At 71.5% G+C, this 22,830-nt stretch carries 22 protein-coding genes and 3 pseudogenes; 20 read left to right on the top strand and 5 right to left on the bottom strand.

The genetic code is table 11. The features are described 5' to 3' along the window. Positions 1–37 precede the first annotated feature (37 nt). The 6 genes and pseudogenes from ACTWJ9_RS05310 to ACTWJ9_RS05285 form a co-directional block, all read left to right on the top strand. Positions 38–1,201: a YihY/virulence factor BrkB family protein gene (locus ACTWJ9_RS05310; protein WP_279333011.1), complete on the top strand. Its 1,164-nt coding sequence runs from the start codon at positions 38–40 to the stop codon at positions 1,199–1,201. Positions 1,202–1,349: 148 nt separating this feature from the next. Next, positions 1,350–2,405: an iron ABC transporter substrate-binding protein gene (locus tag ACTWJ9_RS05305; RefSeq protein ID WP_279333010.1), complete on the top strand. Its 1,056-nt coding sequence runs from the start codon at positions 1,350–1,352 to the stop codon at positions 2,403–2,405. A 5-nt stretch (positions 2,406–2,410) separates the two neighbouring features. Next, entirely contained in the window at positions 2,411–4,018 is a 1,608-nt protein-coding gene (locus ACTWJ9_RS05300) for an ABC transporter permease (RefSeq protein WP_443295259.1), read from the top strand. After that, on the top strand, positions 4,015–5,106 hold the full coding sequence (locus ACTWJ9_RS05295) for an ABC transporter ATP-binding protein (protein WP_387037862.1): 1,092 nt from the start codon (positions 4,015–4,017) through the stop codon (positions 5,104–5,106). The genes ACTWJ9_RS05300 and ACTWJ9_RS05295 overlap by 4 nt, the downstream gene beginning before the upstream one ends. 61 nt (positions 5,107–5,167) lie before the next feature. Continuing rightward, complete coding sequence (locus ACTWJ9_RS05290; RefSeq protein WP_279333007.1) at positions 5,168–6,121, top strand: AraC family transcriptional regulator; 954 nt, start codon at positions 5,168–5,170, stop codon at positions 6,119–6,121. Position 6,122: 1 nt separating this feature from the next. Beyond that, positions 6,123–6,391: pseudogene (locus ACTWJ9_RS05285) on the top strand (DUF6597 domain-containing transcriptional factor); the annotation flags it as partial. A gap of 191 nt (positions 6,392–6,582) precedes the next feature. Here ACTWJ9_RS05285 and ACTWJ9_RS05280 read toward each other — a convergent pair. Further along, positions 6,583–6,981 (bottom strand): winged helix-turn-helix transcriptional regulator, encoded by a 399-nt coding sequence (locus tag ACTWJ9_RS05280; RefSeq protein WP_279333006.1) that lies wholly within the window; start codon positions 6,979–6,981, stop codon positions 6,583–6,585. 113 nt (positions 6,982–7,094) lie between these two features. Here ACTWJ9_RS05280 and ACTWJ9_RS05275 point away from each other — a divergent pair, with 113 nt between their 5' ends. From ACTWJ9_RS05275 to ACTWJ9_RS05265, 3 genes are all read left to right on the top strand, one after another. Then, positions 7,095–7,502 carry a RidA family protein gene (locus ACTWJ9_RS05275; protein WP_387037865.1) on the top strand — a complete coding sequence of 136 codons (408 nt, stop codon included), beginning with the start codon at positions 7,095–7,097 and terminating at the stop codon, positions 7,500–7,502. 172 nt (positions 7,503–7,674) lie between these two features. Next, positions 7,675–9,243 (top strand): carboxylesterase/lipase family protein, encoded by a 1,569-nt coding sequence (locus tag ACTWJ9_RS05270; protein ID WP_443295854.1) that lies wholly within the window; start codon positions 7,675–7,677, stop codon positions 9,241–9,243. An 81-nt stretch (positions 9,244–9,324) separates the two neighbouring features. Further along, on the top strand, positions 9,325–10,332 hold the full coding sequence (locus ACTWJ9_RS05265) for a homoserine dehydrogenase (protein ID WP_279333004.1): 1,008 nt from the start codon (positions 9,325–9,327) through the stop codon (positions 10,330–10,332). Between the two features lie 506 nt (positions 10,333–10,838). Here the strand turns inward: ACTWJ9_RS05265 and ACTWJ9_RS05260 are convergent. Continuing rightward, positions 10,839–11,629, bottom strand: a protein-coding gene (locus ACTWJ9_RS05260; RefSeq protein ID WP_443295853.1) for an IS5 family transposase whose coding sequence is annotated in 2 segments (ribosomal slippage) — positions 10,839–11,312 and positions 11,315–11,629 — 789 coding nt in all. Because the reading frame shifts where the segments join, the coding sequence is not laid out codon by codon here. Between the two features lie 157 nt (positions 11,630–11,786). On the opposite strand from ACTWJ9_RS05260, the gene ACTWJ9_RS05255 reads away from it, so the two are divergent. From ACTWJ9_RS05255 to ACTWJ9_RS05235, 5 genes are all read left to right on the top strand, one after another. Continuing rightward, a complete protein-coding gene (locus ACTWJ9_RS05255) occupies positions 11,787–12,068 on the top strand; it encodes a hypothetical protein (RefSeq protein ID WP_279333003.1) in 282 nt (93 codons plus the stop codon). Between the two features lie 199 nt (positions 12,069–12,267). Beyond that, a complete protein-coding gene (locus ACTWJ9_RS05250) occupies positions 12,268–12,576 on the top strand; it encodes a hypothetical protein (RefSeq protein ID WP_279333002.1) in 309 nt (102 codons plus the stop codon). Between the two features lie 208 nt (positions 12,577–12,784). Beyond that, positions 12,785–12,943: a hypothetical protein gene (locus tag ACTWJ9_RS05245; protein WP_279333001.1), complete on the top strand. Its 159-nt coding sequence runs from the start codon at positions 12,785–12,787 to the stop codon at positions 12,941–12,943. A 177-nt stretch (positions 12,944–13,120) separates the two neighbouring features. Continuing rightward, a complete protein-coding gene (locus ACTWJ9_RS05240) occupies positions 13,121–13,840 on the top strand; it encodes a leucine-rich repeat domain-containing protein (RefSeq protein ID WP_279333000.1) in 720 nt (239 codons plus the stop codon). A gap of 161 nt (positions 13,841–14,001) precedes the next feature. Continuing rightward, entirely contained in the window at positions 14,002–14,715 is a 714-nt protein-coding gene (locus ACTWJ9_RS05235) for a hypothetical protein (RefSeq protein WP_279332999.1), read from the top strand. A 185-nt stretch (positions 14,716–14,900) separates the two neighbouring features. On the opposite strand, the pseudogene ACTWJ9_RS05230 reads toward ACTWJ9_RS05235, so the two are convergent. Then, positions 14,901–15,020: pseudogene (locus tag ACTWJ9_RS05230) on the bottom strand (glycoside hydrolase family 19 protein); the annotation flags it as partial. A gap of 393 nt (positions 15,021–15,413) precedes the next feature. On the opposite strand from ACTWJ9_RS05230, the gene ACTWJ9_RS05225 reads away from it, so the two are divergent. Further along, a complete protein-coding gene (locus ACTWJ9_RS05225) occupies positions 15,414–16,700 on the top strand; it encodes an RNA-guided endonuclease InsQ/TnpB family protein (RefSeq protein ID WP_443295258.1) in 1,287 nt (428 codons plus the stop codon). Positions 16,701–17,054: 354 nt separating this feature from the next. Here the strand turns inward: ACTWJ9_RS05225 and ACTWJ9_RS05220 are convergent, their stop codons facing one another. Beyond that, entirely contained in the window at positions 17,055–17,390 is a 336-nt protein-coding gene (locus tag ACTWJ9_RS05220; protein ID WP_279332996.1) for a hypothetical protein, read from the bottom strand. A 357-nt stretch (positions 17,391–17,747) separates the two neighbouring features. Here ACTWJ9_RS05220 and ACTWJ9_RS05215 point away from each other — a divergent pair, with 357 nt between their 5' ends. Then, positions 17,748–18,449: a hypothetical protein gene (locus tag ACTWJ9_RS05215; protein WP_443295257.1), complete on the top strand. Its 702-nt coding sequence runs from the start codon at positions 17,748–17,750 to the stop codon at positions 18,447–18,449. Positions 18,450–18,601: 152 nt separating this feature from the next. Continuing rightward, positions 18,602–18,889 (top strand): annotated as a pseudogene (locus tag ACTWJ9_RS05210) (ATP-binding protein); the annotation flags it as partial. Here ACTWJ9_RS05210 and mmuM read toward each other — a convergent pair. Beyond that, positions 18,789–19,709: a homocysteine S-methyltransferase gene (mmuM, locus tag ACTWJ9_RS05205; RefSeq protein ID WP_443295256.1), complete on the bottom strand. Its 921-nt coding sequence runs from the start codon at positions 19,707–19,709 to the stop codon at positions 18,789–18,791. The pseudogene ACTWJ9_RS05210 and the gene mmuM sit on opposite strands and share 101 nt — an antisense overlap. Positions 19,710–19,827: 118 nt before the next feature. Here mmuM and ACTWJ9_RS05200 point away from each other — a divergent pair, with 118 nt between their 5' ends. From ACTWJ9_RS05200 to ACTWJ9_RS05190, 3 genes are all read left to right on the top strand, one after another. Next, positions 19,828–20,724 (top strand): class II glutamine amidotransferase, encoded by an 897-nt coding sequence (locus ACTWJ9_RS05200; RefSeq protein ID WP_279332993.1) that lies wholly within the window; start codon positions 19,828–19,830, stop codon positions 20,722–20,724. Positions 20,725–20,846: 122 nt separating this feature from the next. Next, positions 20,847–21,989: a glycoside hydrolase family 43 protein gene (locus ACTWJ9_RS05195; protein ID WP_279332992.1), complete on the top strand. Its 1,143-nt coding sequence runs from the start codon at positions 20,847–20,849 to the stop codon at positions 21,987–21,989. Positions 21,990–21,998: 9 nt separating this feature from the next. After that, the gene (locus ACTWJ9_RS05190) at positions 21,999–22,799 is read left to right on the top strand and encodes an isocitrate lyase/PEP mutase family protein (RefSeq protein WP_279332991.1); all 801 of its coding nucleotides are present in this window, start codon (positions 21,999–22,001) and stop codon (positions 22,797–22,799) included. Positions 22,800–22,830 lie beyond the last annotated feature (31 nt).

The raw sequence follows: 22,830 nt of genomic DNA, 5'->3' as shown, positions 1-22,830 counted from the left end.
GGTGAGGACCGCCGGGCACGGCGGATACCTTTGGTTCGTGCAGCCAGCAAGCGAACCCCCCGACGCGCCCTCCGGTCGACTTCACAGGGCCCGCGCCCTGTACCGCAACGTCTCCAAACGCAGGACCGTCTGGCTGCTGCTCAAGGACACCGTCAACTCCTGCATGGAGTACCGCATCCTGGGCCTGGCCGCCGAGGCGGCCTTCTTCACCCTGCTGTCGGTGCCCCCGCTGCTGCTCAGCATGATCGGCCTGCTCGGCTACGTCGACTCCTGGACCGGCGCCGACACCATCCAGAGCCTGCAGACCAACCTCCTCGAGGCGTCCCGCGCCGTGCTGTCCGACCGGGGAGTGAAGCAGATCGCCGAGCCGATCCTGCACGACGTCACGAAAGGCGGCAGACCCGACGTCATCTCCATCGGCTTCCTGTTCGCCGTGTGGTCGGGCTCCCGTGCGGTGAACGTCTTCATCGACACCATCACCGTGATGTACGGCCTCGACGGGGTGCGCGGCATCGTCAAGACCCGCCTGGTGGCCTTCCTGCTGTTCATCGCGGCCCTGCTGATCGGCTCGGTCGCACTGCCCCTGATGGTGGCGGGCCCGGACGCCGTCGTCCGGGTCGTCCCCTGGTCGACGACGCTCGTGCAGATCCTGTACTGGCCGGTGGTGATCCTGCTGTCGGTCGCCTTCCTGACCACGCTCTACCACGTCTCCGTGCCCGTGCGGTCCCCGTGGATCGAGGACGTGCCCGGCGCGCTGGTCGCCCTCGCCATGTGGGTGATCGGCAGCATCCTGCTGCGGATCTACCTGACCAACACCGTCGAGGGCCCCACCATCTACGGCTCCCTCGCGGCCCCCGTCGCCGTCCTGCTGTGGATCGGCGTGTCCGCCTTCGCCGTGCTCGTGGGGGCCGCGGTCAACGCCGCCATCGACCGGGTCTGGCCGGCCGCCGCGACGGCCGCCGCCCGCGAGACCAACGAGCGGCTGCGGCAGGAGCAGGTCGCCGAGTACGTCGCCCGCACCTCCGCCGAGGCCGCCACCGACGACGACGCCGACCCGGACATGCCCGCCGAGTTCCCCGAACGCTGGTCCCGCTTCCTGCCTCCCGAGGACGTCACGGCCCGCCTGCGCACCCATGCGAAGAGCAGCCACCAGCCGAGGAACGGCGAGGAGCAGACGGGCCCGCCGGACGACGAGAAGTGAGGCCGAACGCCCGACGGCGACGCATCCGCTCTCACCGCTCCCCCGGGACGCACCAGGTCCCGGTTCGGTCACGGAGAACGGGACAGAGTTGTTTCTTAGGTAAGGCAAACCTTAGATTGTTCTGACTCTTCCCTGGAAAGGCTTTGACATGAGACGTCCCTCCCTCCGTACGATCGGGGCTCTCGCCGCTTCCGTCCTGCTCGTCCCCCTGGCGACCGCATGCGGCTCGGACGGCAAGGGAGCAGGCTCCGGCACCGAAGCCGGGGAGAAGAGCGGGGGAGGGACGCTCGTCGTCTACTCCGGCCGCAGCGAGGACCTCGTCGCGCCGCTCATCGAGAAGCTCGAGAAGACCACCGGCTCCAAGGTCGAGGTACGTTACGGGGACAGTGCCGAACTCGCCGCCCAGCTTCTCGAAGAGGGCGACAGGACCGACGCGGACCTCTTCTTCTCGCAGGACGCCGGCGCACTCGGCGCCCTGGGCAAGGAGGGCCGTCTCGCGGCGCTGCCGCAGAAGTCCCTCGACCGCGTCGACAAGGCGTTCCGCGCGGAGAACGGCGACTGGGTCGGTGTGTCGGGACGGGTCCGCGTCATCGCCTACCACGGCGACAAGGTCGCCGAGGCACCGGACAGCGTGCACGAACTGACCGGACCGGAATGGAAGGGGAAGGTCGGCTACGCGCCCACCAACGCCTCGTTCCAGGCGTTCGTGACCGGCATGCGGGTCCTCGAGGGCGACGACGCCACGCGCAAGTGGCTGAAGGACTTCCAGGCCAACGACCCCCAGGTGTACGAGAAGAACGGCGCCGTCCTCGACGCCGTCGACGACGGCAAGGCCGAACTCGGTCTGATCAACCACTACTACTGGTACGAGAAGGCCGCCGAGGAGGGCGCGGACAAGCTCAAGGCCAAACTGCACTTCCCGACGAAGGGCGACCCGGGCGCGCTCGTCAACGTCGCGGGCGTCGGGATCCTCAAGGGCAGCGACCAGAGCACCGCCGCGCGGAAGGCCGTCGACTTCTTCCTGGCCGAGGAGGCGCAGACCTACTTCGCCGACGAGACCCACGAGTACCCGCTGGCCGCCGGAGTCACCGGCGGGGACGACCTTCCGCCGCTCGACTCCATCGACGCGCCGGAGATCGACCTGAGCCGGCTGGAGTCCCTCCAGGTCACGCTGGAGATGCTCCAGGAAGCCGGGATGGTCTGATCGGTATGAAGAGTTCGGGTACCCGAGGCCACCAGGCCCCGTCGGCACCCGCTCGTTCCGCCCCGGGCCCGGACGACGCCCCCGCACCGTCCAGGCCCGGGCGTGCCGGGCGCCGACCGCCGCTCCTCCTGCTGGCCCTGGCTTCGGCAGCCGCGGCCCTGACCCTGCTCCCGCTGGTCTACCTGGCCGTACGGGCCGCCGAGCGGGGCCCCGCGTACGCGTGGAACGTCGTCGCGACCGACCGCACGCTGGAACTGCTCGCCCGGAGCGTCGGTCTGGCCGCCGTGGTGGTGACCGCCTGCCTCGTCCTGGGCATCTCCCTCGCCTGGCTGACCGTCCGCACCGCGCTGCCCGGCCGGCGCGCGTGGTCGGTGCTCGCCACGCTGCCGCTCGCCGTGCCCAGCTACGTCGCGGCCTTCGCCTGGATCTCGGCGCGCCCCGATCTCGCCGGATTCAGCGGTGCCGCCTTCGCGCTCACCCTGGTCAGCTACCCGTACGTGTATCTGCCGGTGGCCGCCGCGCTGCGCGGCATCGACCCCGCCCAGGAGGAAGCGTCGCGCGCCCTGGGGCACGGGCCCTGGAGCACGTTCCGCCGGGTCACCCTGCCGCAGCTCCGCCCGGCCGCGGCCGGCGGCGGGCTGCTCGTGGCGCTGTACGTCCTCTCCGACTTCGGGGCCGTGTCGATCATGCGGTACGAGACCTTCACCCGGGCCATCCACACGTCGTACAAGGCGAGTTTCGACCGCACGCCCGCAGCGGCCCTCAGCGTGGTGCTCGTCCTGATGACGGTGCTGCTGGTCGCCGCCGAGGCGCGTACCCGCGGCCGTGCGGGCCACGCCCGGACCGGCGGCGGAACGGCCAGGCCGGCACCCCCGATCCCGCTCGGCCGACTGAAGTGGCCCGCGCTCGGCTGGTGCTCGGCCGTCGCCGCGGCCGGGGTCGCCTTCCCGGCCGGGACCCTCGGGTACTGGCTGGCGGTCGGCAACTCCCGCACCTGGGATCCGCAGGGACTGCTGGAGACCGGGGGAATCACGCTGCTCGTGGCGGCCCTCGGTGCCGCGCTCACCACGTGTCTGGCCCTTCCCGTCGGCGTGCTCGCCGCCCGCCACCGGGGCCGCGCCGCACATCTGCTGGAGCAGGCCGCGTACGCGGGCCACGCCGTGCCCGGGATCACCGTGGGCCTCGCGATGGTCTTCCTCGCGGTGCGGTTCGCCTATCCGCTGTACCAGGAGCTGCCCCTGCTCGTCGCCGCCTACGCGGTGCTGTTCCTGCCGGTCGCCGTGGGCGCCACCCGGGCAGCGGTCCTCCAGGCACCGCCCGTGCTGGAGGACGTCGCCCGTTCCCTCGGGCGGGGGCCGCTGGGCGTCCTGCGTGAGGTCACGGTCCCGCTCGCCGCTCCCGGTATCGCCGCGGGCGCCGCCCTGACCTTCGTGGTCTGCATGAAGGAACTCCCGGCGACCCTGCTGCTCAGACCCACCGGTATGGACACCCTCGCGACCCGCCTGTGGACCGAGACCGGAACCGGTTCGTACGCCGCCGCCGCTCCGTACGCGGCCGTCCTCATCCTGATCGCCGCCGTTCCCTCGTACCTCCTCGGAAGGCACCGCGCATGAACGACCTGCGGATCACCGGGCTCACCAAGTCCTACGGGCCCGGCGCCCCCGTTCTGAACGGGATCGACCTCTCCGTCCCCGCGGGGCGGCTGGCCGCCGTCCTCGGGCCCTCGGGCTGCGGCAAGACGACCATGCTGCGCATCGTGGCCGGCTTTCTGCGGGCGGACGCGGGGACGGTCGAGATCGGCGGGCGGACCGTCACCGGACCCGGCACCCACCTGCCCCCGGAACGACGGCGCATCGGCATCGTGCCGCAGGAGGGCGCCCTGTTCCCGCACCTGAGCGTGGCGCGCAACGTCGCCTTCGGGCTGGCGGGACTCTCCCCGGCCGAACGCCGTCGGCGCACCGGGGACATGCTCGACCTCGTCGGCCTGCCCGGCCACGGCGACCGGATGCCCCACGAACTCTCCGGCGGCCAGCAGCAACGCGTCTCGCTGGCGCGGGCGCTCGCCCCGGAACCCGCGATCGTCCTGCTCGACGAACCGTTCAACGCGCTCGACAGCGGACTGCGCGCAGGCGTACGGGCCGATGTGCGCGCGGCGCTCAGGTCCACCGGGGCGACGGGCGTCCTCATCACCCACGACCAGCAGGAGGCACTCTCCACGGCGGACCTCGTGGCGGTCGTCAGAGCGGGCAGGGTGGCCCAGTGCGGAACCCCGCAGGACGTCTACCGCAGGCCGCAGGACCCCTGGGTGGCCGCCTTCGTCGGCGGCGTCGTCCTGCTTCCGGGCACCGGCAGGGGCACGACCGCGGACACCGCGCTGGGCCGCATCCCGTTGGAGACCCCGGTGGACGACGGTGCCGGTACGGTCGTGCTGCGCCCCGAACAGCTCACCCTCGGCGCACCGTCCGACCAGGCCCCCCGCGGCACGGTGGCGGACATCTCCTTCCACGGACCGGACACCCTGGTGACGGTGGCGGTGACCGGACTGGACTCACCGGTGCACGTCCGTGTTCCCGGGCCGGTCGCACACCGCCCCGGCGATGCGGTGAGCCCGGCCGTCACCGGCACGGCGACCCTCCACCTCCCCCGGCGGGACGGCGACGAGCGCGTGGTGGGCGACCACGGTCCCGTGGTCACCGCCTGACCGGGGCGGGACGTCGAGCGGCTGCGCGGGGACACGCCCGCCCCGCGTCTACGCTGGCCCCATGGACGCCCTCACCGGCCTGCTGGAAGGCCCCCGCGCCCGTGGGGCGTTCATGATCAGGACCTGCTTCGACCCGCCCTGGTCGGTCCGGATCGAGGACCGCGCCCCGCTGACCGTGATGCTGCTCGTCCGCGGTGACGCCTGGATCGTGCCGGACCGCGGCGAACGGCTGCGGCTGCGCCCCGGCGACCTGGCCATCGCGTGCGGCCCCGACCCGTACACCTGCGCCGACGACCCCGGCACCGCGCCACAGGCGCTGATCCTGCCGGGCGGCGCGTGCCACCACCCCGACGGACGCCCCCTGAACGGCGTCATGGACCTCGGCGTCCGCACCTGGGGCGGCCGGCCCGACGGCGAGACGGTCATGCTCATCGGCACCTACCGGATGCGGGGCGAGATCGGCGGCCGGCTCCTCGACGCGCTGCCACCGCTGCTCTCCCTCACCGCCGACGACCGGCACGGCCCGCTCACCCCGCTCACCCCGCTCCTCACGGCGGAGATCATGCGGGACGAACCAGGCCAGGAGGTCGTCCTCGACCGGCTGCTCGACCTGCTGGTCATCGCCGCCCTGCGGGCCTGGTTCGCCCGCCCCGAGGCGGCGCCGCCCGCCTGGTACGAGGCACAGGGCGACCCCGTCGTCGGCCCGGTGCTGCGCCTCCTCCAGGGCGACCCCGCCCACCCCTGGACGGTCGCCGCGCTCGCCGCGAAGGCCGGCGTCTCGCGCGCCGCGCTGGCCCGCCGCTTCACCGAACGCGTCGGCGAACCCCCGATGACGTACCTCACCGGCTGGCGCCTCGCCCTCGCGGCGGACCGCCTGCGCGCCACCGACGACACGATCGGCGCGATCGCCCGCCACGTCGGCTACGGCAGCGCCTTCGCGCTGTCGACCGCCTTCAAACGGGAGTACGGGGCCAGTCCGCAGGAATGGCGGACGCGGGCCGCGCAGCGTGGCTGACATGTACGGCGAGCCTGTGTCACGGCTGCCGGGCGCGGTCGTGTGGACCAGCACACCGCCGGCAGCGGAGCGGACCGGGTCCTGCCTGACGGCTGCCTGGACCTGCTCCGGCACGACGGACGCCTGCCGGCCGCGGGCCCCGACACCCACGCCCACCGCACCGGGGGCGACGCGACCCGCCCCCGGGCGGGCATCCGCTTCCACCCCGGCACCGCCCCCGCCCTGCTGGGCGTGCCCGCGCACGAACTGCGCGCTCGGCGCCCCGGCCTCGGCGTGCCCCTGTTCCTCGGCCCCCTCGGGGAAAGCGAACCCGAGCCGTCGATGGAAGGCGACGGAGACGCCCATGTCCGGAGACGACCGACCCGATGGCATCACATCGTGCACTCACGCGGCCACCGCGGGCGCGCCCCGGCCCCCGGTCCTGAAGGAATAGGACACGGCCGTCCGGTACGGCGACCCGGTCAGCCGGAAGCCGCGGGCCCGGACCCGAAGCGACCGCGGGACGCCTCGATGTCGCCGAGGTAGCGGTGCGTCCAGTCGCACATGGCGTCGACCGTCGCCCGCAGGGCGGCGCCCGGTTCGGTGAGCGTGTACTCGACCCGCGGCGGCACCGTCGGATGCACCTGCCGCTCGACCAGGCCGTTGCGCTCCATCATGCGCAGGTTCTGGGTGAGCATCTTGTGGCTGATGCCGTCGATCTCCTTGCGCAGTTCCCCGAAGCGCAACGTGCCCTCACCGAGCGCCTCGATGATCAGCAGCGCCCACTTGTTGGCGATGTCCGAGAAGATCTCCCGTGCCAGCGAGTCCGCGCGCGTGAGATCCGCATCCTCGGGCGAGCCCCTGAACTGCTTGGTCACCATGAGGTTCCCCAGTCACTGAAAAGTGCGTTCTTCCATGTCAGCAGCCACTCTCTTACGGTTCCCAAGTAACCACAAGAGAGCACGAGTGCTCATGACCCAAGGAGGCGGGCACCATGGCCGTCACGCTCCTGAACCCGACCGGACTGCCGAAGACCGACGCCTACCGACAGGTGGCGGTCGCGAGCGGATCCAGGACGATCTTCCTCGCCGGGCAGGTCGCCTGGGACGCCGACGGCGTCACGGTGGGGGAGGGCGACCTCGCCGCGCAGATCGAGCAGTGCTACCTCAACATCGCCACCGGGCTGGCCGGCGTCGGTGCCACCTTCGACGACGTGGTGAAGCTGACCGTGTACGTCGTCGACTGGAACCCTGACAAGTTCTCCCTGTTCATGGAGGGTGTGTCGCGGGCGGCCGAGAAGCTGGGCGGCACCCCGGTCCCGCCGGGGACACTGCTGGGAGTCGCCGCGCTGGACGTGCCGGAGCACCTGGTGGAGGTGGAGGCGATCGCGGTGCTGGACTGAGGTGGGCGGGGCGGGGCCGAGGGGACGGCCGCCGGGGCGGCGCAGGAATACTGATGAGCCTCCCGGTGCTCTTGTGGTGCTGGAGGCGCCGCGAAGGGCTGGTGGGCAGATGGCGGCAGACGACCGGGCGCACCCCGTGGCCCCCATGCCCCCCGTGACCCGCGTGAGCCCCATGCTCCCCGTGGTCAGGACGCCGTACGGTGCCGTACGCGGCAGACGGGAAGACGGGACCGCCGTGTTCCGGGGCATCCCGTACGCGGCGCCGCCGTTCGGCCCCCGCAGATTCCGGCCCCCCGTCCCGCCGGATCCCTGGGACGGCGTACGCGACGTCGACGCCTTCGGCCCCACGGCTCCGAAACCCCCGTACTCCGAAGCCTTCGCGCGCTGTCTCGCCGATCCGTCCGTCCCCGGCGACGACTGCCTCAACCTGAACGTCTGGACTCCCGACCCGTCCCCGACAGCCCGGCTGCCGGTGCTGGTGTGGCTGCACGGCGGGGCCCTGACCAGGGGTTCCTCGGCGGTACCGGTGTACGACGGGCGGACCTTCGCCCGTGACGGCGTGGTGTTCGTGTCGGTCAACTACCGGCTCGGCGTCGAGGGCTACGGCCTCTTCCCGGACGCCCCCGCCAACCCGGGCCTGCGCGACCAGCTCGCCGCCCTGCGCTGGGTCCACGAGTCGGTCACGGCCTTCGGCGGCGACCCCGACCGCATCACCCTGGGCGGCCAGTCCGCCGGGGCGATCAGCACCGGCGCGCTGATCGCCGCCCCGCAGGCCCAGGGCCTGGTCCGGCGGGCCATCCTGCAGAGCGGACCGCCCGAGGTGTCCGACCGGGCCAAGGTGCGGCGGGTGGTGCGCCGCATGGCGAACCGGCTGAAGGTCCCCGCGACCGCCGAGGCCTTCGCCGCCGTTGACCGCGAGCTGCTGCTGCGCACCCAGGCCGAGGTGGGGCGCCTCAGCAGCCCGGTGCTCGGCGGGCCCGCCTTCGGCATCGTCGTCGACGAGGACCTCGTCCCGCGCGACCCCCTGGAGGCACTCACCGACGGCGGCGCGGCCCCCGGCGTCGACCTGCTCACCGGATGGACCACTGACGAGTACCGGCTGTGGCTGGTACCGGGCGGGCTCCTGGAACGCGTCGACCGGCTCGGCGCGGTCGCCCTGGCCGGGGCGATGGCCCGCTGCCACTGCGGCAGCGAGGTCCCGCGCGGCTACCGCGCCCTGCGCCCGGACGCCGGCACCGCCGAGATCGTCGGCCAGCTGGTCACCGACCACCTCCTGCGCATCCCCCTCCACCGACTGGCCGACGGCCGCGAAGCCCCCTCGTACGTCTACGAGTTCGCCTGGCCCTCCAACCGCCCCGGCATGGGCGCCTGCCACGCCCTGGAACTCGGTTTCGTCTTCGACAGCGGCGACGAGCCCGACGCGCGCAAACTCGCGGGCGAGGGCGCACCCCGGGCCCTGTCCGACGCGATGCACGGCGCCTGGGTGCGCTTCGTCTCCGACGGCGAGCCGGGATGGGAGCGCTGGGACGCCGGACACCCGGTGCGGATGTTCGGCGCCGGCGCACCGTACACGGCACACGGGCCCCGCGACCGTGAACTCGCCCTGTGGACCACGGCCACCGACGACGCCGGCGAGAACACCACGGAGGACACCACCGAGGAGCCGTCACCCGCCACCGCACCGGAACTGCGCCCGGTCATCGGCCGCCTGCGCCGCAGCGGTGTGCTCCGACGACACTGAGGTGCGTGATTCCGACGGACGGGCCTCGACCTCCCGCACGACGCACCGATGTACCGATGTACCGAAGAGGAGCAGGGAACCATGCGTGAAGTGAGCCGGGCCGATGTGGTGCTCTCCGGATACGGTCCGGTCGGCCGGGCCTACGTCGAGTACCTGGCCCGGCAGCGGGACGAGCTTGCCCACCGGCACGGCGTACGGGTGAACGTCGCTGCCGTCCGGGCGAGTTCCGGGCAGTGCCGGCTCCGCGAGGGCGAACCCGTACCGCCCCGCTCGGCGTGGGGCCCGCCGGCCCCGCTGGAGGAGACACTCGACCGGACCGCTGCCGGCGTGTTCGTCCAGGCGATCCCGTCCTCCCCCCGACTCCGCCTGCACGCCGCGGAAGAGGCCATGATCGCCCTGCGCAGAGGGGTGCATGTGGTCACGGCCACCAAGAGCCACCTGCTCAGCCACTGGCGGGACCTCGACGAAGCGGCCCGCGCGGCGGCCGTCATGATCAGGATCTCCGGGGCGACGGGAGCCGCTCTGCCGGCGGGGGACCTGTCCAGGACCTCGTTGCGGGGCCTGGGCTGCACGACGATCCGGGCCTGCCCGAACGGCACCGCCACGTTCGTCCTCGACCGTCTCGCCGCGGGCGACTCGCTGGACGAGGCGGTTCGGGAGGCTCAGCGCCGCGGAATCGCGGAAGCGGACCCCTCGTCCGACCTGTCCGGTGAGGACGCCGCCACGAAGGTGCGGCTGCTGGCAGCGTTGGCCTGGGGGTGGGACCCGGCGTCCGTGCGGGTGCGGGCGGAGCCGGTGGACGAGGGCACCTCCCGGACAGCGCCGGCCGCGGCCTCCCGGGCACGCCGCCTGCGCGCCGTGGCAAGCGCCTCCGTGGACACGCCCCACCTGGTCCGCGTCCGCCTGGAGGAGACGGAGCCCGGTGACCCCCTGCACGCGCTCGTCGGACCGGAGAAGGCCGTGGTGTTCGGCTGCCCCGACGCCGGCGACGTGATCGTCAGCGGGGGACGCTCGAGCCCTCTGGGTGCCGCGCTCGCCCTGGTGAAGGACACCATCGAGGTCACGGCCCCCCGAACCGGGTTCCTCTGACCCGCGCTCCGGCAGGGGGCAGCGCTGTCGAGGTGAAGCGGCGGTCGTACCGCCGCGTCGCCCGCGGAGCACCCGGCATGGCGGAGCAGGCGGTGCGTGTGATCCCCGGCGTGCGCGGTTGCGGGTGCGCCCCCGCGCATACTCCGGGAGTGATTCTTCGTGGGAGATGCTTTACATGAGCGCCGGGCGGATGTTTTATGCGCCTGGCAGTGAATAGGGGAACCGGATTCCGGTTCAGCGCAAAGACCGGCGGGTTTTCGGCCAATGTGAGCGAGCGGGCGCGACCGCCCCCGATCAATTCATGTCCTCTTTTGAACCGCGGAGAAGGGGATGTGTGATCTGTCCGCAAGTTCCGGCATGGGGCACCCTCCTCCTTTGCGTCACAGGTCCCAGTGGGAGCAGGTGCATAAAGCGGGCCCAGTGGCCAACGCGCCGCTCATGGGCGGAACGTTTAAACGCATGCCGGCAGCAAATCGGCTTTTACGCTCTTAGAGCTCGTAACACGATCATGGTCGGGCCTTCTTGAGACGTCTCCAGCAGATCAGGCTGCAGGCCAGGGAGACGAAGGCATCGTGGAGTTCGGTGCGGCGTTCCCAGCGGACCGCGAGGCGCTTGAACTGGTGGAGCAGGGCGAAGGTCTGTTCCACGACGTACCGGAGTTTGCCCAGGCCCTTGATGTTGGGGGCGCCCTTGCGGGAGATGACCGGCAGGATCCGCCGCTTGCGCAGCTCTTCGCGGTTCGGGTTGGAGTCGTAGCCCTTGTCGCCGAGCAGGGCTTCGGGACGGCGGCGCGGACGGCCGGGGCGGCCGGCGACGGGCGGGATGCCGTCGACCAGGGCGAGGGTCTGGGTGACGTCGTTGACGTTGGCCGCAGTCGTGATGACCTTGAGCGGGGTGCCGCAGCCGTCGCAGATCAGGTGATGTTTGCTGCCCGTCTTGCGCCGGTCGACCGGCGACGGACCGGTGTCGGCACCCCCTTTTTCGCGCGGATGTGGGAGCCGTCCACACACGCGCGAGACCAGTCGAGTGCGCCGGCCGCGTTCAGTTCGGCCAGCAGGATGCGGTGCAGCTGGTCGAAGACCCCTGCCTTCTGCCAGCGGTCCAGGCGCCGCCAGCAGGTCTGCCCGGAGCCGAAACCCAGCTCAGGGGGCAGCAGTTGCCAGGCTATGTCGTTGTGGAGGACGTAGAGGATGCCCTGCAGGCAGAGCCGGTCCGGCACCGGGCGCGGCCCCGGTGCCTTCTCCGGCCAGGGCGGCAGCAGCGGTTCGATCAGTGCCCACAAGTCGTCGTCCACGATCCACGGCCGGGTACTCACACCCTCCCGAACGGCCGAATCCTCACATCGGTCACGGCCTACCAGGCCACTTCAACAAGATCGTGTTACGAGCTCTTAATCTCATGGTGTTCCGGGTGGATCCCATCCGGGTGAGCCTTCACGTCCATCAGGAGGACCGATGAAGCGTACCCTCAAGACCCGCATCGCCGGCGTGGCGGTGGCCACCATGGCCGCCGCCGGCGCTTTCGTGGTGGCCGCGCCGTCCGCCAGCGCGACGCCGAGCGACTGCACGTCGTACCTGGCCTCGAAGGGCTACTCCAGCACCGACACCAACCTCGCGTGCACCGTCGGCGGTTCCGGTCTGCCCGCCGACCAGCTGCTGTGCCGCGTGCTGCTGATGAACGTGTCCTCGGTCCCGCCGGCGATCGCCGACACCGCCTGCCGCAAGGCCGCCGTGTAGCCGGTCCTGCATCTGAGCTGTGCCCTGGAAGGCGCTGTTACCGCCTTCCAGGGCACACGCATTATCTCCTCCCGAGAAGCCGGACGCCGGGCAAGGTCAAAGGGCCGGGCGGCCGGGCGGCCAGGGAGGGCAAATCCTTCAACACGGCCCCGCCCCGGACTTCTGAGATGATCATCGTGGAAGTGATCAAGGGGGGCCCGTGTCCACGTTCTTTCTGGTGGTCGGTTCGGTGATGGCGCTGGTGCTCGGGGCGGCGGGGGCGGTGGCGCTGGTGACCGGCCGGATCGTACTGCCCTGGTTCCAGGGCGGTGTGAGCCGTCCCGGATTGTGGGGTGCCGGCGCGCTCCTGCTGGCCGGAGGGCTCGCGGCCACCCGCCGGATGCCTTTCGGGGGCAACATGCCGCTCATTCTGGTCGGTCTCTCCCTGATGACGGCGTCGCAGCTCCTCGAGGAGCCCCGACGGGCACGCTCCGGCCGGACCGTGAGGCCCGCGAATCGTTCGAAATGATTTCCGAGAATGTCGATCCCGTGCGACTTCATCGAATCCGTGCCCCGCATGCCCGGGAAGACCGGGAATGGTCCCGCTTCCGCTGAGGCGCGGAACGACTCGGAAAGGTAGCCGGGTGTTCGGCTGCCCGAAGGCCAAAAGAAACCCATCGGCGAGTACGCAGTTGTTCACCTGCGATGGTGAAGCGGCGCTGTACTACGAGTACCGAATGCCGTTCGCCGAGTGGTTCCACCGGTATCCGGCCGGTGAGGACGCGTCCGGTCCGGGCAGCGGCCTCTTCCGCCCCGGTCCGATCCCCCTCGACGGCATGCCGACGGACGAGACGGCTTCCGCGTCCGGCCGGGAAAGCCCTGACCGCGGCATGTGAGAGTCCGGTGTTCGAGCAGAAGCCGACGGCCCGGTGCGGCCGGGACCACGCCGCACCCCGGCCGTCCACGAACCCGTCCCGCCCCGTCGACGCCCGCGGCTCCCACCCGGCTCGCCACCACCCGGTCCAAGTTCGGGGAGAATCCCGGTCCGGACCGTCGACGGAAAGGACGAGGCCGTGCAGCCCACTCTCGATCTCTGGCGCCGACAGCTCGGGGAGGTGCCCGAGTCGGTATGGCAGCGCACCGAGCTTCGCGTGCTGATCCTGGCGGACAACGGCCTCACGGCCCTCTCACCGAAGATCGGGCGACTGGACCGTCTGACCACTTTGGACCTCGGCCACAACAAGCTCACGTCGCTTCCCGACGCTCTGGGCGACCTGGCCCGACTCAGCGGCTTCCTCTACCTGCACGACAACGACGTGTCCCGACTCCCGGACACACTGGGCAACCTGACACGGCTGCGCTACCTCAACGTCGGCGAGAACCCTCTCACCGCCTTGCCCGAAACCGTCGGCCGGATGACGGAACTGATCGAGCTGCGAGCCCAGCACGCCCGGCTGACCGGATTGCCCGGCAGCATCGGCCACCTCCACAGGTTGCGCGAGCTCTGGCTGCGGGGGAACGGACTCAGAACTCTGCCCTCCACGATGGCTGATCTGCAGGAACTACGGCACCTGGACCTGCGGGAGAACGACCTCACCGAACTGCCCGAGTTCCTGGTCGGCCTTCCCCTGCTGCGGCAACTCGACCTCCGCGGCAACCACATCGTCCGGATCCCGGACTGGGTGGTGCGGATGCCCGCCCTGGAGAAGCTGGACCTTCGGTGGAACACCTGCACGCTCCCCCGCCGCGTGCTGACGGACCTCGAGGAACGCGGGTGCGTCGTCCTGCTGTGAGCCGCCGGCACGGCACTCCGACGCGAAGCTGCCGTCATTTTCCGAGCATTTTCCGGGAGATGGCCCGTGGCGTCGATCGTCCGGGTGAGGACGCTGGTTCTTCTCGTAGTGGGCGGAAAACCGTTCGACCGACCGGGGCTGAGCCGTCATGATCCGTACTCGTGACGACTGCGCAGCACCTCCTGGTCCGGGCCGCCGCCCGCAACAACGCCGAGTGGTGCGCGGCGATGAGCCGATCGCACGGCTCGGCGGGAGAGTTCGGGGCACAGGCGTGGGCCGCTCCGTCTCGTACGCCGCTCTACTATCCCGACGCGGTGACGCTGGTGCCGGGCGCCGATCCGGCCGCGCTGGCGGCCCGGATCGACACCACCGCACCCGGCGCCTCCGTCAAGGACAGCTTCGCCGACCTCGACCTGACGGAAGCCGGCTTCCGGGTGCTGTTCGAGGCGCAGTGGATCCACCGCCCGGCGCGTGCGCCCGCCCCCGCGCCGGACCTCGACTGGGCCGTGGCGGGCGACCCGGGCACACTGCGCGCCTGGGCTCTCGCCTGGGACGACGGGGACGGCAGCGCGGACCTCTTCCGGCCCGAACTGCTCGACGACCCCGCCACCTTCGTGCTCGCCGGACAGTCCACCGATGGCCGAGTGGTCGCCGGCGCGGTGGCCGGCCGCAGCGACCACGTGGTCGGAATCTCCAACGTCTTCGCGCTGGACGGCGGTCCTGACGCGGCCTGGCCGGTCGTACTGGACGCGGTGAACCGGCTGTTCCCCACCCTGCCGGTGGTCGGCTACGAGCAGGGCGACGATCTGTCGGCAGCCGTCCGCCATGGCTTCGAGCCGGTCGGCCCGCTGCGGGTCTGGCTGCACGGCCGGTGACCAGACCGTGCCATGGGTGCCCGAATCCCTTTCGCGACCACCATGTTCAGGGGAAAGCCTGACCGTCGACACGGACTGCCCTTGCTGTTTTCTCCGGTCACGGGCAGGAGGGCGGGCCCCTGCCCTTCCTGTCCGTGACCGGAGCGCTTTCACTCGCCGCGCGGCGCCCGGCGGAGCGGGCGGGCTCAGCAGCTGAGGTCGTCGCCGGGTTCGACGCCGAGGAGTCGGGTGAAGTGCTGGTAGGTGTCGATCCGGCTCTGCACCTGCGCCGGGTTGCCGCCGTTGCACTCCAGGCTGCCGCTGATGGGCGAAGAGCGCGGAGGCATCCCGCCTTGGACTCAGCATCCCGCTGGCGGTCACCTCGGCGAGCAGCTTCTCGCCGTGCCGACGAGCCAGGGCGCGCCGTGCCCTCTCCAGCCGTCCCTGCTCCTCCTCGGGCTTTGCCGGATCCACCTCTCTTGCCGGGCGGGGTGCCCGGTCCTTCAGGGCCGGGGTGCATGCCCGGTCCCGAGGAGCGGGACAGGAACCGTATCGCCTTCGGGGCGATGCGGCGTCCCGAAGGAGGATGGTGGCGGGCTTGGTCACGGGAGGGCGTGATGGTGCGTGGCTGGGAGCGGGGGTGGTGGGGTCGGTCGCTCGTTCGGGTGAGCCTGGTGGGATGTGAAGAGATGGGCAGGCGGCGGGGCTAGGTTGGCGGCATGTCACGGTTCCGGATGTACCCCACGGCCGCGCAGGAGCAGCGGATGCTGCTGCACTGTGCGCATGCCCGGTACGTGTGGAATCTGGCCGTCGAGCAGCACGCGCACCGGCGGCCGGGGCGCAGGTCTGCTCCCGGGTTTGCCGAGCAGTGCCGTCAGCTCACCGAGGCCCGGCGGGAGAGTGCCTGGCTGCGGGCCGGGAACGCGGACGTGCAGCAGCAGGCGCTGCAGGACTTCGCCAGGGCCAAGAGCGCCCGGTTCGCTTCCGGGTTCGGCGAGCCGACCTGGCGCAGGAAGCACCGGCATGAGGGCTTCCGGGTGATCGGCACCGACCGGGTCCCGGAGTACGAGCCGGACGGCACCCCGAGGCTGAACGCCACGGGCAGGCAGGTGATGGGCCGCTCGGTGGTGGTGCAGAGACTCAACCGGCGGTGGGCGCGGGTGAAGGTGCCCGGCTGCGGCTGGGTGCGCTTCCGGCTCACCCGCGCCGGTCTGCCGGTGGCGAAGACGTTCCGGGTCACCTTCCGCAACGGCCGGTGGCACATCGCCTTCGCCGTCGTCCCCGACCCCGTCGATGCGCCCGGCACGGGGGAGGTCATCGGCATCGACCGGGGCATCAAGATCACCGCTGCCCTGTCCGACGGGCGGAGGCTGAACTGCCCGCAGCTCACCACCCGGGAGCGGGCCCGGGTCCGCAAGCACCAGCGCCGGGCGGCCCGCGCTCCCAGGGGCAGCGACCGCAAGCGGGAGGAGTACGCGAAGGTGGCGAGGATCAAGGCGCGGGAGGCGGATAGGCGCAAGGACTGGTGCGAGAAGACCTCGACCATGCTCGCCCGCACCTGCCGCCTGGTCCGGTTCGAGAAGCTGCACATCACCACCATGACCCGCTCGGCGAGGGGGACCGTCGCACAGCCCGGCAGGCGGGTGCGGCAGAAGGCCGGGCTGAACCGGGCGATCCTCGCCCAGGGCTGGGGCCTGCTGCGCCGCCGGACCGGGGAGAAGGCCCCGGGCCGGGTCGAGGACGTGCCCGCCCCCTACACCTCTGTGCGGTGCAGTGCCTGCGGCTGGATCGAGAAGGACTCGCGCAAGAGCCAAGCCGAGTTCGTCTGCGTGTCCTGCGGGTTCGGCTGTAACGCGGATGAGAACGCAGCAGTCAACGTCGCGGCAGGACAGGGCGGGATTCCCCGCCCCCGGCGGGCAGCCGGTGCCGGAGGGGTGACAGCGGCCGCCGGCCACTCGAGCACCCGTGAACCTCGACCCGCCCGGGTCGGAATCCCCCTCCTTTGAGGAGGGGGAGGATGTCAAGTTCCAGTCACATGCGGCGCACCAGGTGACGAACCGGCTGTTCTCACGGATCTAGGCCCCGCACCGAGGGCACGGCCGAGTCACTTCCTCTGTGGCGCTGCGCATGCGGGCGCTGTTCCCTTCCCCCCCGCAGCCTTCCCAAGGCTGCCTGTCCATGACAGGCCACAGCTGATCACGCAGGCGCGCCCGCGTAAAGCCTCGGACCCCGGTCGGCATTCGGTGCCTCCGGGGCCCGCCACGAACGCAACGAAGTCCCCTACGGGCGCGGTCCAGCCTTTGACGCCCCGCTCGGCCCGCTCCGCGAACGTCATTCCGCTGAGAAAACGTCACTGAGTGTCAGACTGCGGGCAGCGGAAGCGCTATGTGGCGCCCCAGGCCGAACTCCTCGGCCTCGTCGTCACTGACCACCGCGAAAGTGCCCGCGGGGACTGCGGGCAGCGTGGCCACCTGGGACGCCGCCGCCAGCAGTTCCTCTTCACCGGCTCCGGTGACGAAGAAGACGTAGGCGTCCTCGTGCTCCTCCCCGTCGTCGAAGACCTCTACGTCACCTTGCTCTTCGAGGTCGCACAGGAAGTCCTCGATCTCCTCGATCCACGGAAACGGGTAGGTGCCTTCCGGCAGGTTCGGAGTCGGCAGCAGCGGTACGTGGATCTCGACAACCATGGTGGGCATGGTGCCGATCCTGCCCCTCGCGCCTCCGCCCGGCGCAGGCAGGGGACCTGCGCGACGGGACGACCTCTCGAGGGTGGGGTCAAGAAGCGCGAAGTCGGCATGTCCTCACCGTCCTTGTGGGAAGGGGCTTCGCGGTCCCGACGCTGTGGGGCGGGGACGGGTGCCATACGGAAAAGCGTGAACAGTCGGCAGGCAAGTGTCCTGATGCCGCTCATCTGAGCGGCATCAGGGCAGCGGCGGTCAAAGTGCTCACGCTTTCGGGAAGGTGTGCCACGTCCGGGGAACCGCAGCTCCGGGCGGCCTCATGTCCTGGTACGGGGAAGGGAAGGGGAACCGGGCGAGTTCCGCGGAGGGATCATGCAGATCATCGAGGTGACCGGTTACGCCGTCCGATCTGCTGTGATCACCATGAAGCGGACGGGAACGCCACTCGAGTTCGTGATCTTCCCGATGCCGCATGTGGCTTCGCCGACGTTCTGCTCCCAGGTTCGCCTCAGGCTCAGGGAACGCGACCTCATAGTCGTCGAGGGGGTCCGAGGGAAGTCGGTCGGAGTGAGTGCCCTCACGCTCGCTCACCGGTTCGCCCCACGCCGGCGGCGCAACGGCCTGCAGAAGCAGCGCGAGGCGCTACTGCTTCCCGAGGGCGTGCCGGACATCAACCCGGATGTGACCGCGGCGGAGGCGATCGCGGATCTGAAGACGTTACCGCGGTGGACGTACCTGCTGCTCGTGGCCACGACTCCCGTGATGGGCCTGGTGCTCGCGCTGCGCGGTCAGCGCGCCTTCCTCGATGAGGACCTGGTGGTCGAGGATCTGCCGTCGACGCTGCGGGCGGAGATGATGGCCGGCGGTCCTGTGGAGCACGCGATGACCGATCGGCGCGACCAGCGGTTGCTCGACGCGCTCGGCGAGATCCACGTGGAGCGCGGTGACGAACCGATTCGGGTGGCCATCGTCTACGGGGCCGGCCATGTCCCGGCGATCGTGGCGGGGCTGCGGGACCGGTACGGGTACCGGGCACGCGCAGCGGAATGGCCCATCGTCCTTGTCCCGGCGTAGCCCGTCCGGCGCTGTTCGCCGTGTCCTGGTCACCGTGTGCCCCCTCAAGACACCGACACGGCGCTGGTCAGCTCTCCTCCGGACAGGAACGCGGCCCAGGTCTTCGGGGTGACGGTGAGGTGGGGGCCTCGGGGGTCTTGGAGTCGCGGATGCTGCCGTACGGCGACGGTGGCGTACGGGTCGAGGTGCACGACAGCGGGGGCGGTGTGCCGGCCGTACCGGAGACGGGGGCACGGGAACCGCGGGAGGGCGGGCGTGGGTTGGTGCTGGTGGGCGAGCCGGCCGACAAGTGGGGCGTGGGGGAGCGGAGTCCGGGGAAGATGGTGTGGTGCGAGTTCGCTAGGGGGCCCGTAGCGCCCCCGCGATCGCCGCGATCGTCTCCGGTCCCACCCGGCAGCATCCGCCGATCAGCCGTGCCCCGGACTCCCGCCAGCCCGTGACCTGTTCGGCCGTGAAGGTCGGCCGGCCGGTCCATGCCCGGGCCCCGGCGTCCCAGGTCTCGCCGCTGTTGGGGTAGACGACGACGGGTTTGCCGGTGACGTGGGCCGCGAGGGCGACGGCGTGGTCGGCGTCCTCGGGGGTGCAGCAGTTGACGCCGACGGCGATCACCTCGTCCGCCCGCGCGGCGAGCGCGAAGGCGTCCGCCAGGGGCTGACCCGCGCGGGTGCGGTCGCCGGCCGCCGAGTACGACAGCCAGGCCGGGAGGCCGAGCCCGCGCACCGCCCGGAGCAGGGCCTTCGCCTCGTCGGTGTCCGGGACCGTCTCCAGGGCGAGCGCGTCGGGGCCGGCGGCGGCCAGGACCTCCATGCGGGGACGGTGGAAGCGCTCCAGCTCGGACACGGTGAGCTCGTACCGTCCCCGGTACTCGGACCCGTCGGCGAGCATCGCGCCGTACGGGCCGACGGAGGCCGCCACCCAGAGGGGGCGGCGGGGCGTCCGGGCCCTGCGGGCCGCCTCGCGGGCGCACCCGACGCTCAGCGCGAGCAGGTCGGCCGCCTCCTCCCGTCCGATCCCGCGCCGGGCGAAGCCCTCGAAGGTGGCCTGGTAACTGGCGGTGATCGCCACGTCCGCACCCGCCTCGAAGTAGGCGAGGTGCGCCTCGGTGACCGCCTCGGGGTCCTCGGCGAGCAGCCGCGCCGACCACAGCGCGTCGCTCAGGTCGTGCCCGGCCGTCGCGAGCTGGTTGGACATGCCGCCGTCGAGGACGACCGTGCCGCCCGCGAGAGCGTCGGTGAGGGTGGGGACGGGGGCGGTGCTCATGCCCCTCGACGGTAGTCGAGACGGCCCCCGACCTGCCGTGCGGCCTCACAGCGCGCCCCTGCGGCAGGGCTGGGATCCTGAGGGGGAGACGACCCCGCGGTCGGGAAGGCGGTGGCCGATGTGCCGTTGGCTGGCCTACTCAGGTACCCCCATCCTGCTCGACAGCCTGCTCTACAAGCCGACGCCCTCGCTGATCGACCAGAGCCTGCACGCCAGGCTGGGCGTCGAGACGACCAACGGAGACGGGTTCGGCGTCGGCTGGTACGGCCCCCGCGCCGACACTCCGGCGATCGTCCGGGAGATCGGCCCGGCCTGGAGCAGCCGCAACCTGCGGGAGATCGCCCGCCATGTCCGCTCGCCTCTGTTCTTCGCCCATATCCGGGCCTCGACCGGATCGGCGGTGCAGGAGACCAACTGCCACCCGTTCCGTCACGGCCGCTGGATGTGGATGCACAACGGTGCGATCACGGACTTCCACCGCATGCGGCGCGACCTCGCCCTGGCCGTCGACCCGGAACTCTTCCTCTCCGTCGAGGGGTCCACGGACTCCGAGTTGATGTTCTACCTGGCGCTCACCTTCGGACTGGAGCAGGATCCGCCCGGTGCGGTCGCGCGGATGGTGGGCCTGGTGGAGCGGGTCGGGCGCGAGCACGGTGTGGAGTACCCGCTGCAGATGACGGTGGCGGTGACCGACGGGCGACGGCTGTGGGCGTTCCGCTACTCGACGCAGAGGGCGTCCCGTTCGCTCTTCTACAGCACACGCGTGGAGACGCTGCGCTCCCTCCACCCGGACGTGGAGTTCCTGCGTGAGGCGTCCGACGAGACCCGTCTCATCGTGTCGGAGCCCCTGGGGGGCCTGCCCGGCATGTGGAACGAGGTCCCCGAGGGCAGGTACGGCGTCGTCCAGCCCGAGGGGGACGGGATGGCTCGCTTCGCCCCTCAGCCGATGGAGGAGATGCAGGAGCGGAGTCCTGAAGGGGAGGGGTCGGCGATTTCGTCCCGCCGGGCCCGTTGACCTGTCCGTGACGCGCCCTTACCTTGTCGACGTCCGTGATCCCAGATGGCGTTCGATATATCGAACGCTCGATTCGTGATCCCGAGGTTCTCGAGCGAGCCTCCCTCCGAAAGGCAGACCGCATGAGCCCTACCGCCGGCGACACGCCCCGGACGCCCGACCGCAGGCTGTTACTGAAGGGGGCCCTCGCCGCAGGCGCGCTGGCCGCCACCCCCACGGCGGCCCACGCGGCCCACGCGGCCACCCCCGGCGCCCCCGCCGGCAGACCGCAGGCGGCCCCCTACGTGAACCCCCTCGTCCGCAACCGCGCCGACCCGCACATCACCCGCCACACCGACGGCTTCTACTACTTCACCGCCACCGCCCCCGAGTACGACCGGATCATCCTGCGCCGCTCCCGCACGCTGAACGGTCTGGGAAGTGCCGCCGAGTCCGTCATCTGGCGGGCGCACCCCACCGGTGACATGGGCGCCCACATCTGGGCACCGGAGATGCACCGCATCGCCGGCAAGTGGTACGTCTACTTCGCCGCCGCGCCCGCCGAGGACGTGTGGGCCATCCGCATCTGGGTCCTGGAGAACACCCACCCCAACCCCTTCCGGGGCACCTGGACCGAGAAAGGGCAGGTCAAGACCGCCTGGGAGACCTTCTCCCTGGACGCCACCACCTTCACCCACCGAGGCACCCGCTACCTCTCCTGGGCCCAGCACGAACCCGGCATGGACAACAACACCGCCCTCTGGCTCTCCGAGATGGCCGACCCCTGGACCCTGACCGGACCCCAAGTACGCCTGTCCACACCGGAGTACGACTGGGAGCGCATCGGCTTCAGGGTCAACGAGGGGCCGTACGTGATCCAGCGGGGCGGCCGGGTCCTCATGACCTACTCGGCCAGCGCCACCGACGCCAACTACTGCATGGGCCTGCTGACCGCCCCCGAGGACAGCGACCTCATGGACACCGCCAACTGGTCCAAGTCGCCCGTCCCCGTCTTCACCAGCAACGACACGACCCGGCAGTACGGCCCCGGCCACAGCTGCTTCACCGTCGCCGAGGACGGCCGTACCGACGTCCTCGTGTACCACGCCCGGCAGTACAAGGAGATCGACGGGGACCCGCTCCACGACCCGAACCGCCACACCCGGATCCAGGCGTTCGGCTGGAAACCGGACGGCACCCCGGACTTCGGCGTCCCCGTGGCCGACGGCGCCACCACCGGCGGCCGGGCGGACGTTCAGGCCGGTGCCGAGGTGTTCCGCCCCTAGTGTTGCTCCATGACCCAGAGGACCTTCGCCGATCTCCACCGCGCCGACGAGCCCCTCCTGCTGCCCAACGCCTGGGACCACGCCTCCGCCGCCGCTCTCGCCGCTCAGGGGTTCCGGGCGATCGGCACCACCAGCCTGGCCGTCGCGGCGGCGGTCGGGCTGCCCGACGGGGCGGCGGCGACCCGGGAACAGACCCTGCGGCTCGCCCGCACCCTCGGCTCCGAGCCGTTCCACCTGTCCGTGGACGCGGAGGACGGATTCGGCGACGACCCGGACGAGGTGGCCGAGTTCGCCCGCGAACTGCACGCCGCGGGCGCCGCCGGCATCAACCTGGAGGACGGGCTCGGGCCCGTCGACCGACACGCCGCGAAGATCGCCGCCGTCCGGGCCGCGGCCCCCGGCCTCTTCGTCAACGCCCGCACCGACACCCACTGGCTCGGCGACGGCGACGGCGAGGGCACGGTCCGGCGGCTCGACGCCTATCGACAGGCGGGCGCACACGGGGTGTTCGTCCCCGGGCTCACCGACGTCCGGGAGATCGCCTCCCTGGTACGCCACTTGGGCGACGTTCCCCTCAACATCCTCTACTCGCCGACCGGTCCCTCCGTCCCTCACCTCGCCGACCTCGGCGTACGCCGGATCAGCCTCGGCTCGCTGCTGTACCGGCGGGCGCTGGGCGCGGCGGTGGAGGCGGCGACCGACATCAGGGCGGGCCGGGCACCCGGCGGCCGGACACCCACCTACGAGGAGATCCAGGCACTGAGCCGGGACACCGGCGGTGCGGCCGACGCCACGGTTTCCTTCGGATGACCCTGGTACGGTGGCGGCTTTCGCGGGTATC

The organism is Streptomyces sp. GDS52 (assembly GCF_052246875.1).
GTDB classification, from domain to species: Bacteria; Actinomycetota; Actinomycetes; order Streptomycetales; family Streptomycetaceae; genus Streptomyces; species Streptomyces cathayae.
This window is presented reverse-complemented; position numbering and strand designations above follow the sequence as displayed.

What these genes read in the sequence shown, in the direction of transcription:
- ACTWJ9_RS05305 (WP_279333010.1), top strand. Translation starts at nt 1,350, where the DNA reads ATGAGACGTCCCTCCCTCCGTACGATCGGGGCTCTCGCCGCTTCCGTC.
- ACTWJ9_RS05300 (WP_443295259.1), top strand. Translation starts at nt 2,411, where the DNA reads ATGAAGAGTTCGGGTACCCGAGGCCACCAGGCCCCGTCGGCACCCGCT.
- ACTWJ9_RS05295 (WP_387037862.1), top strand. Translation starts at nt 4,015, where the DNA reads ATGAACGACCTGCGGATCACCGGGCTCACCAAGTCCTACGGGCCCGGC.
- ACTWJ9_RS05290 (WP_279333007.1), top strand. Translation starts at nt 5,168, where the DNA reads ATGGACGCCCTCACCGGCCTGCTGGAAGGCCCCCGCGCCCGTGGGGCG.
- ACTWJ9_RS05280 (WP_279333006.1), bottom strand. Translation starts at nt 6,981, where the DNA reads ATGGTGACCAAGCAGTTCAGGGGCTCGCCCGAGGATGCGGATCTCACG.
- ACTWJ9_RS05275 (WP_387037865.1), top strand. Translation starts at nt 7,095, where the DNA reads ATGGCCGTCACGCTCCTGAACCCGACCGGACTGCCGAAGACCGACGCC.
- ACTWJ9_RS05270 (WP_443295854.1), top strand. Translation starts at nt 7,675, where the DNA reads ATGCTCCCCGTGGTCAGGACGCCGTACGGTGCCGTACGCGGCAGACGG.
- ACTWJ9_RS05265 (WP_279333004.1), top strand. Translation starts at nt 9,325, where the DNA reads ATGCGTGAAGTGAGCCGGGCCGATGTGGTGCTCTCCGGATACGGTCCG.
- ACTWJ9_RS05255 (WP_279333003.1), top strand. Translation starts at nt 11,787, where the DNA reads ATGAAGCGTACCCTCAAGACCCGCATCGCCGGCGTGGCGGTGGCCACC.
- ACTWJ9_RS05245 (WP_279333001.1), top strand. Translation starts at nt 12,785, where the DNA reads ATGCCGTTCGCCGAGTGGTTCCACCGGTATCCGGCCGGTGAGGACGCG.
- ACTWJ9_RS05225 (WP_443295258.1), top strand. Translation starts at nt 15,414, where the DNA reads ATGTCACGGTTCCGGATGTACCCCACGGCCGCGCAGGAGCAGCGGATG.
- ACTWJ9_RS05220 (WP_279332996.1), bottom strand. Translation starts at nt 17,390, where the DNA reads ATGCCCACCATGGTTGTCGAGATCCACGTACCGCTGCTGCCGACTCCG.
- ACTWJ9_RS05215 (WP_443295257.1), top strand. Translation starts at nt 17,748, where the DNA reads ATGCAGATCATCGAGGTGACCGGTTACGCCGTCCGATCTGCTGTGATC.
- mmuM (WP_443295256.1), bottom strand. Translation starts at nt 19,709, where the DNA reads ATGAGCACCGCCCCCGTCCCCACCCTCACCGACGCTCTCGCGGGCGGC.
- ACTWJ9_RS05200 (WP_279332993.1), top strand. Translation starts at nt 19,828, where the DNA reads ATGTGCCGTTGGCTGGCCTACTCAGGTACCCCCATCCTGCTCGACAGC.
- ACTWJ9_RS05195 (WP_279332992.1), top strand. Translation starts at nt 20,847, where the DNA reads ATGAGCCCTACCGCCGGCGACACGCCCCGGACGCCCGACCGCAGGCTG.
- ACTWJ9_RS05190 (WP_279332991.1), top strand. Translation starts at nt 21,999, where the DNA reads ATGACCCAGAGGACCTTCGCCGATCTCCACCGCGCCGACGAGCCCCTC.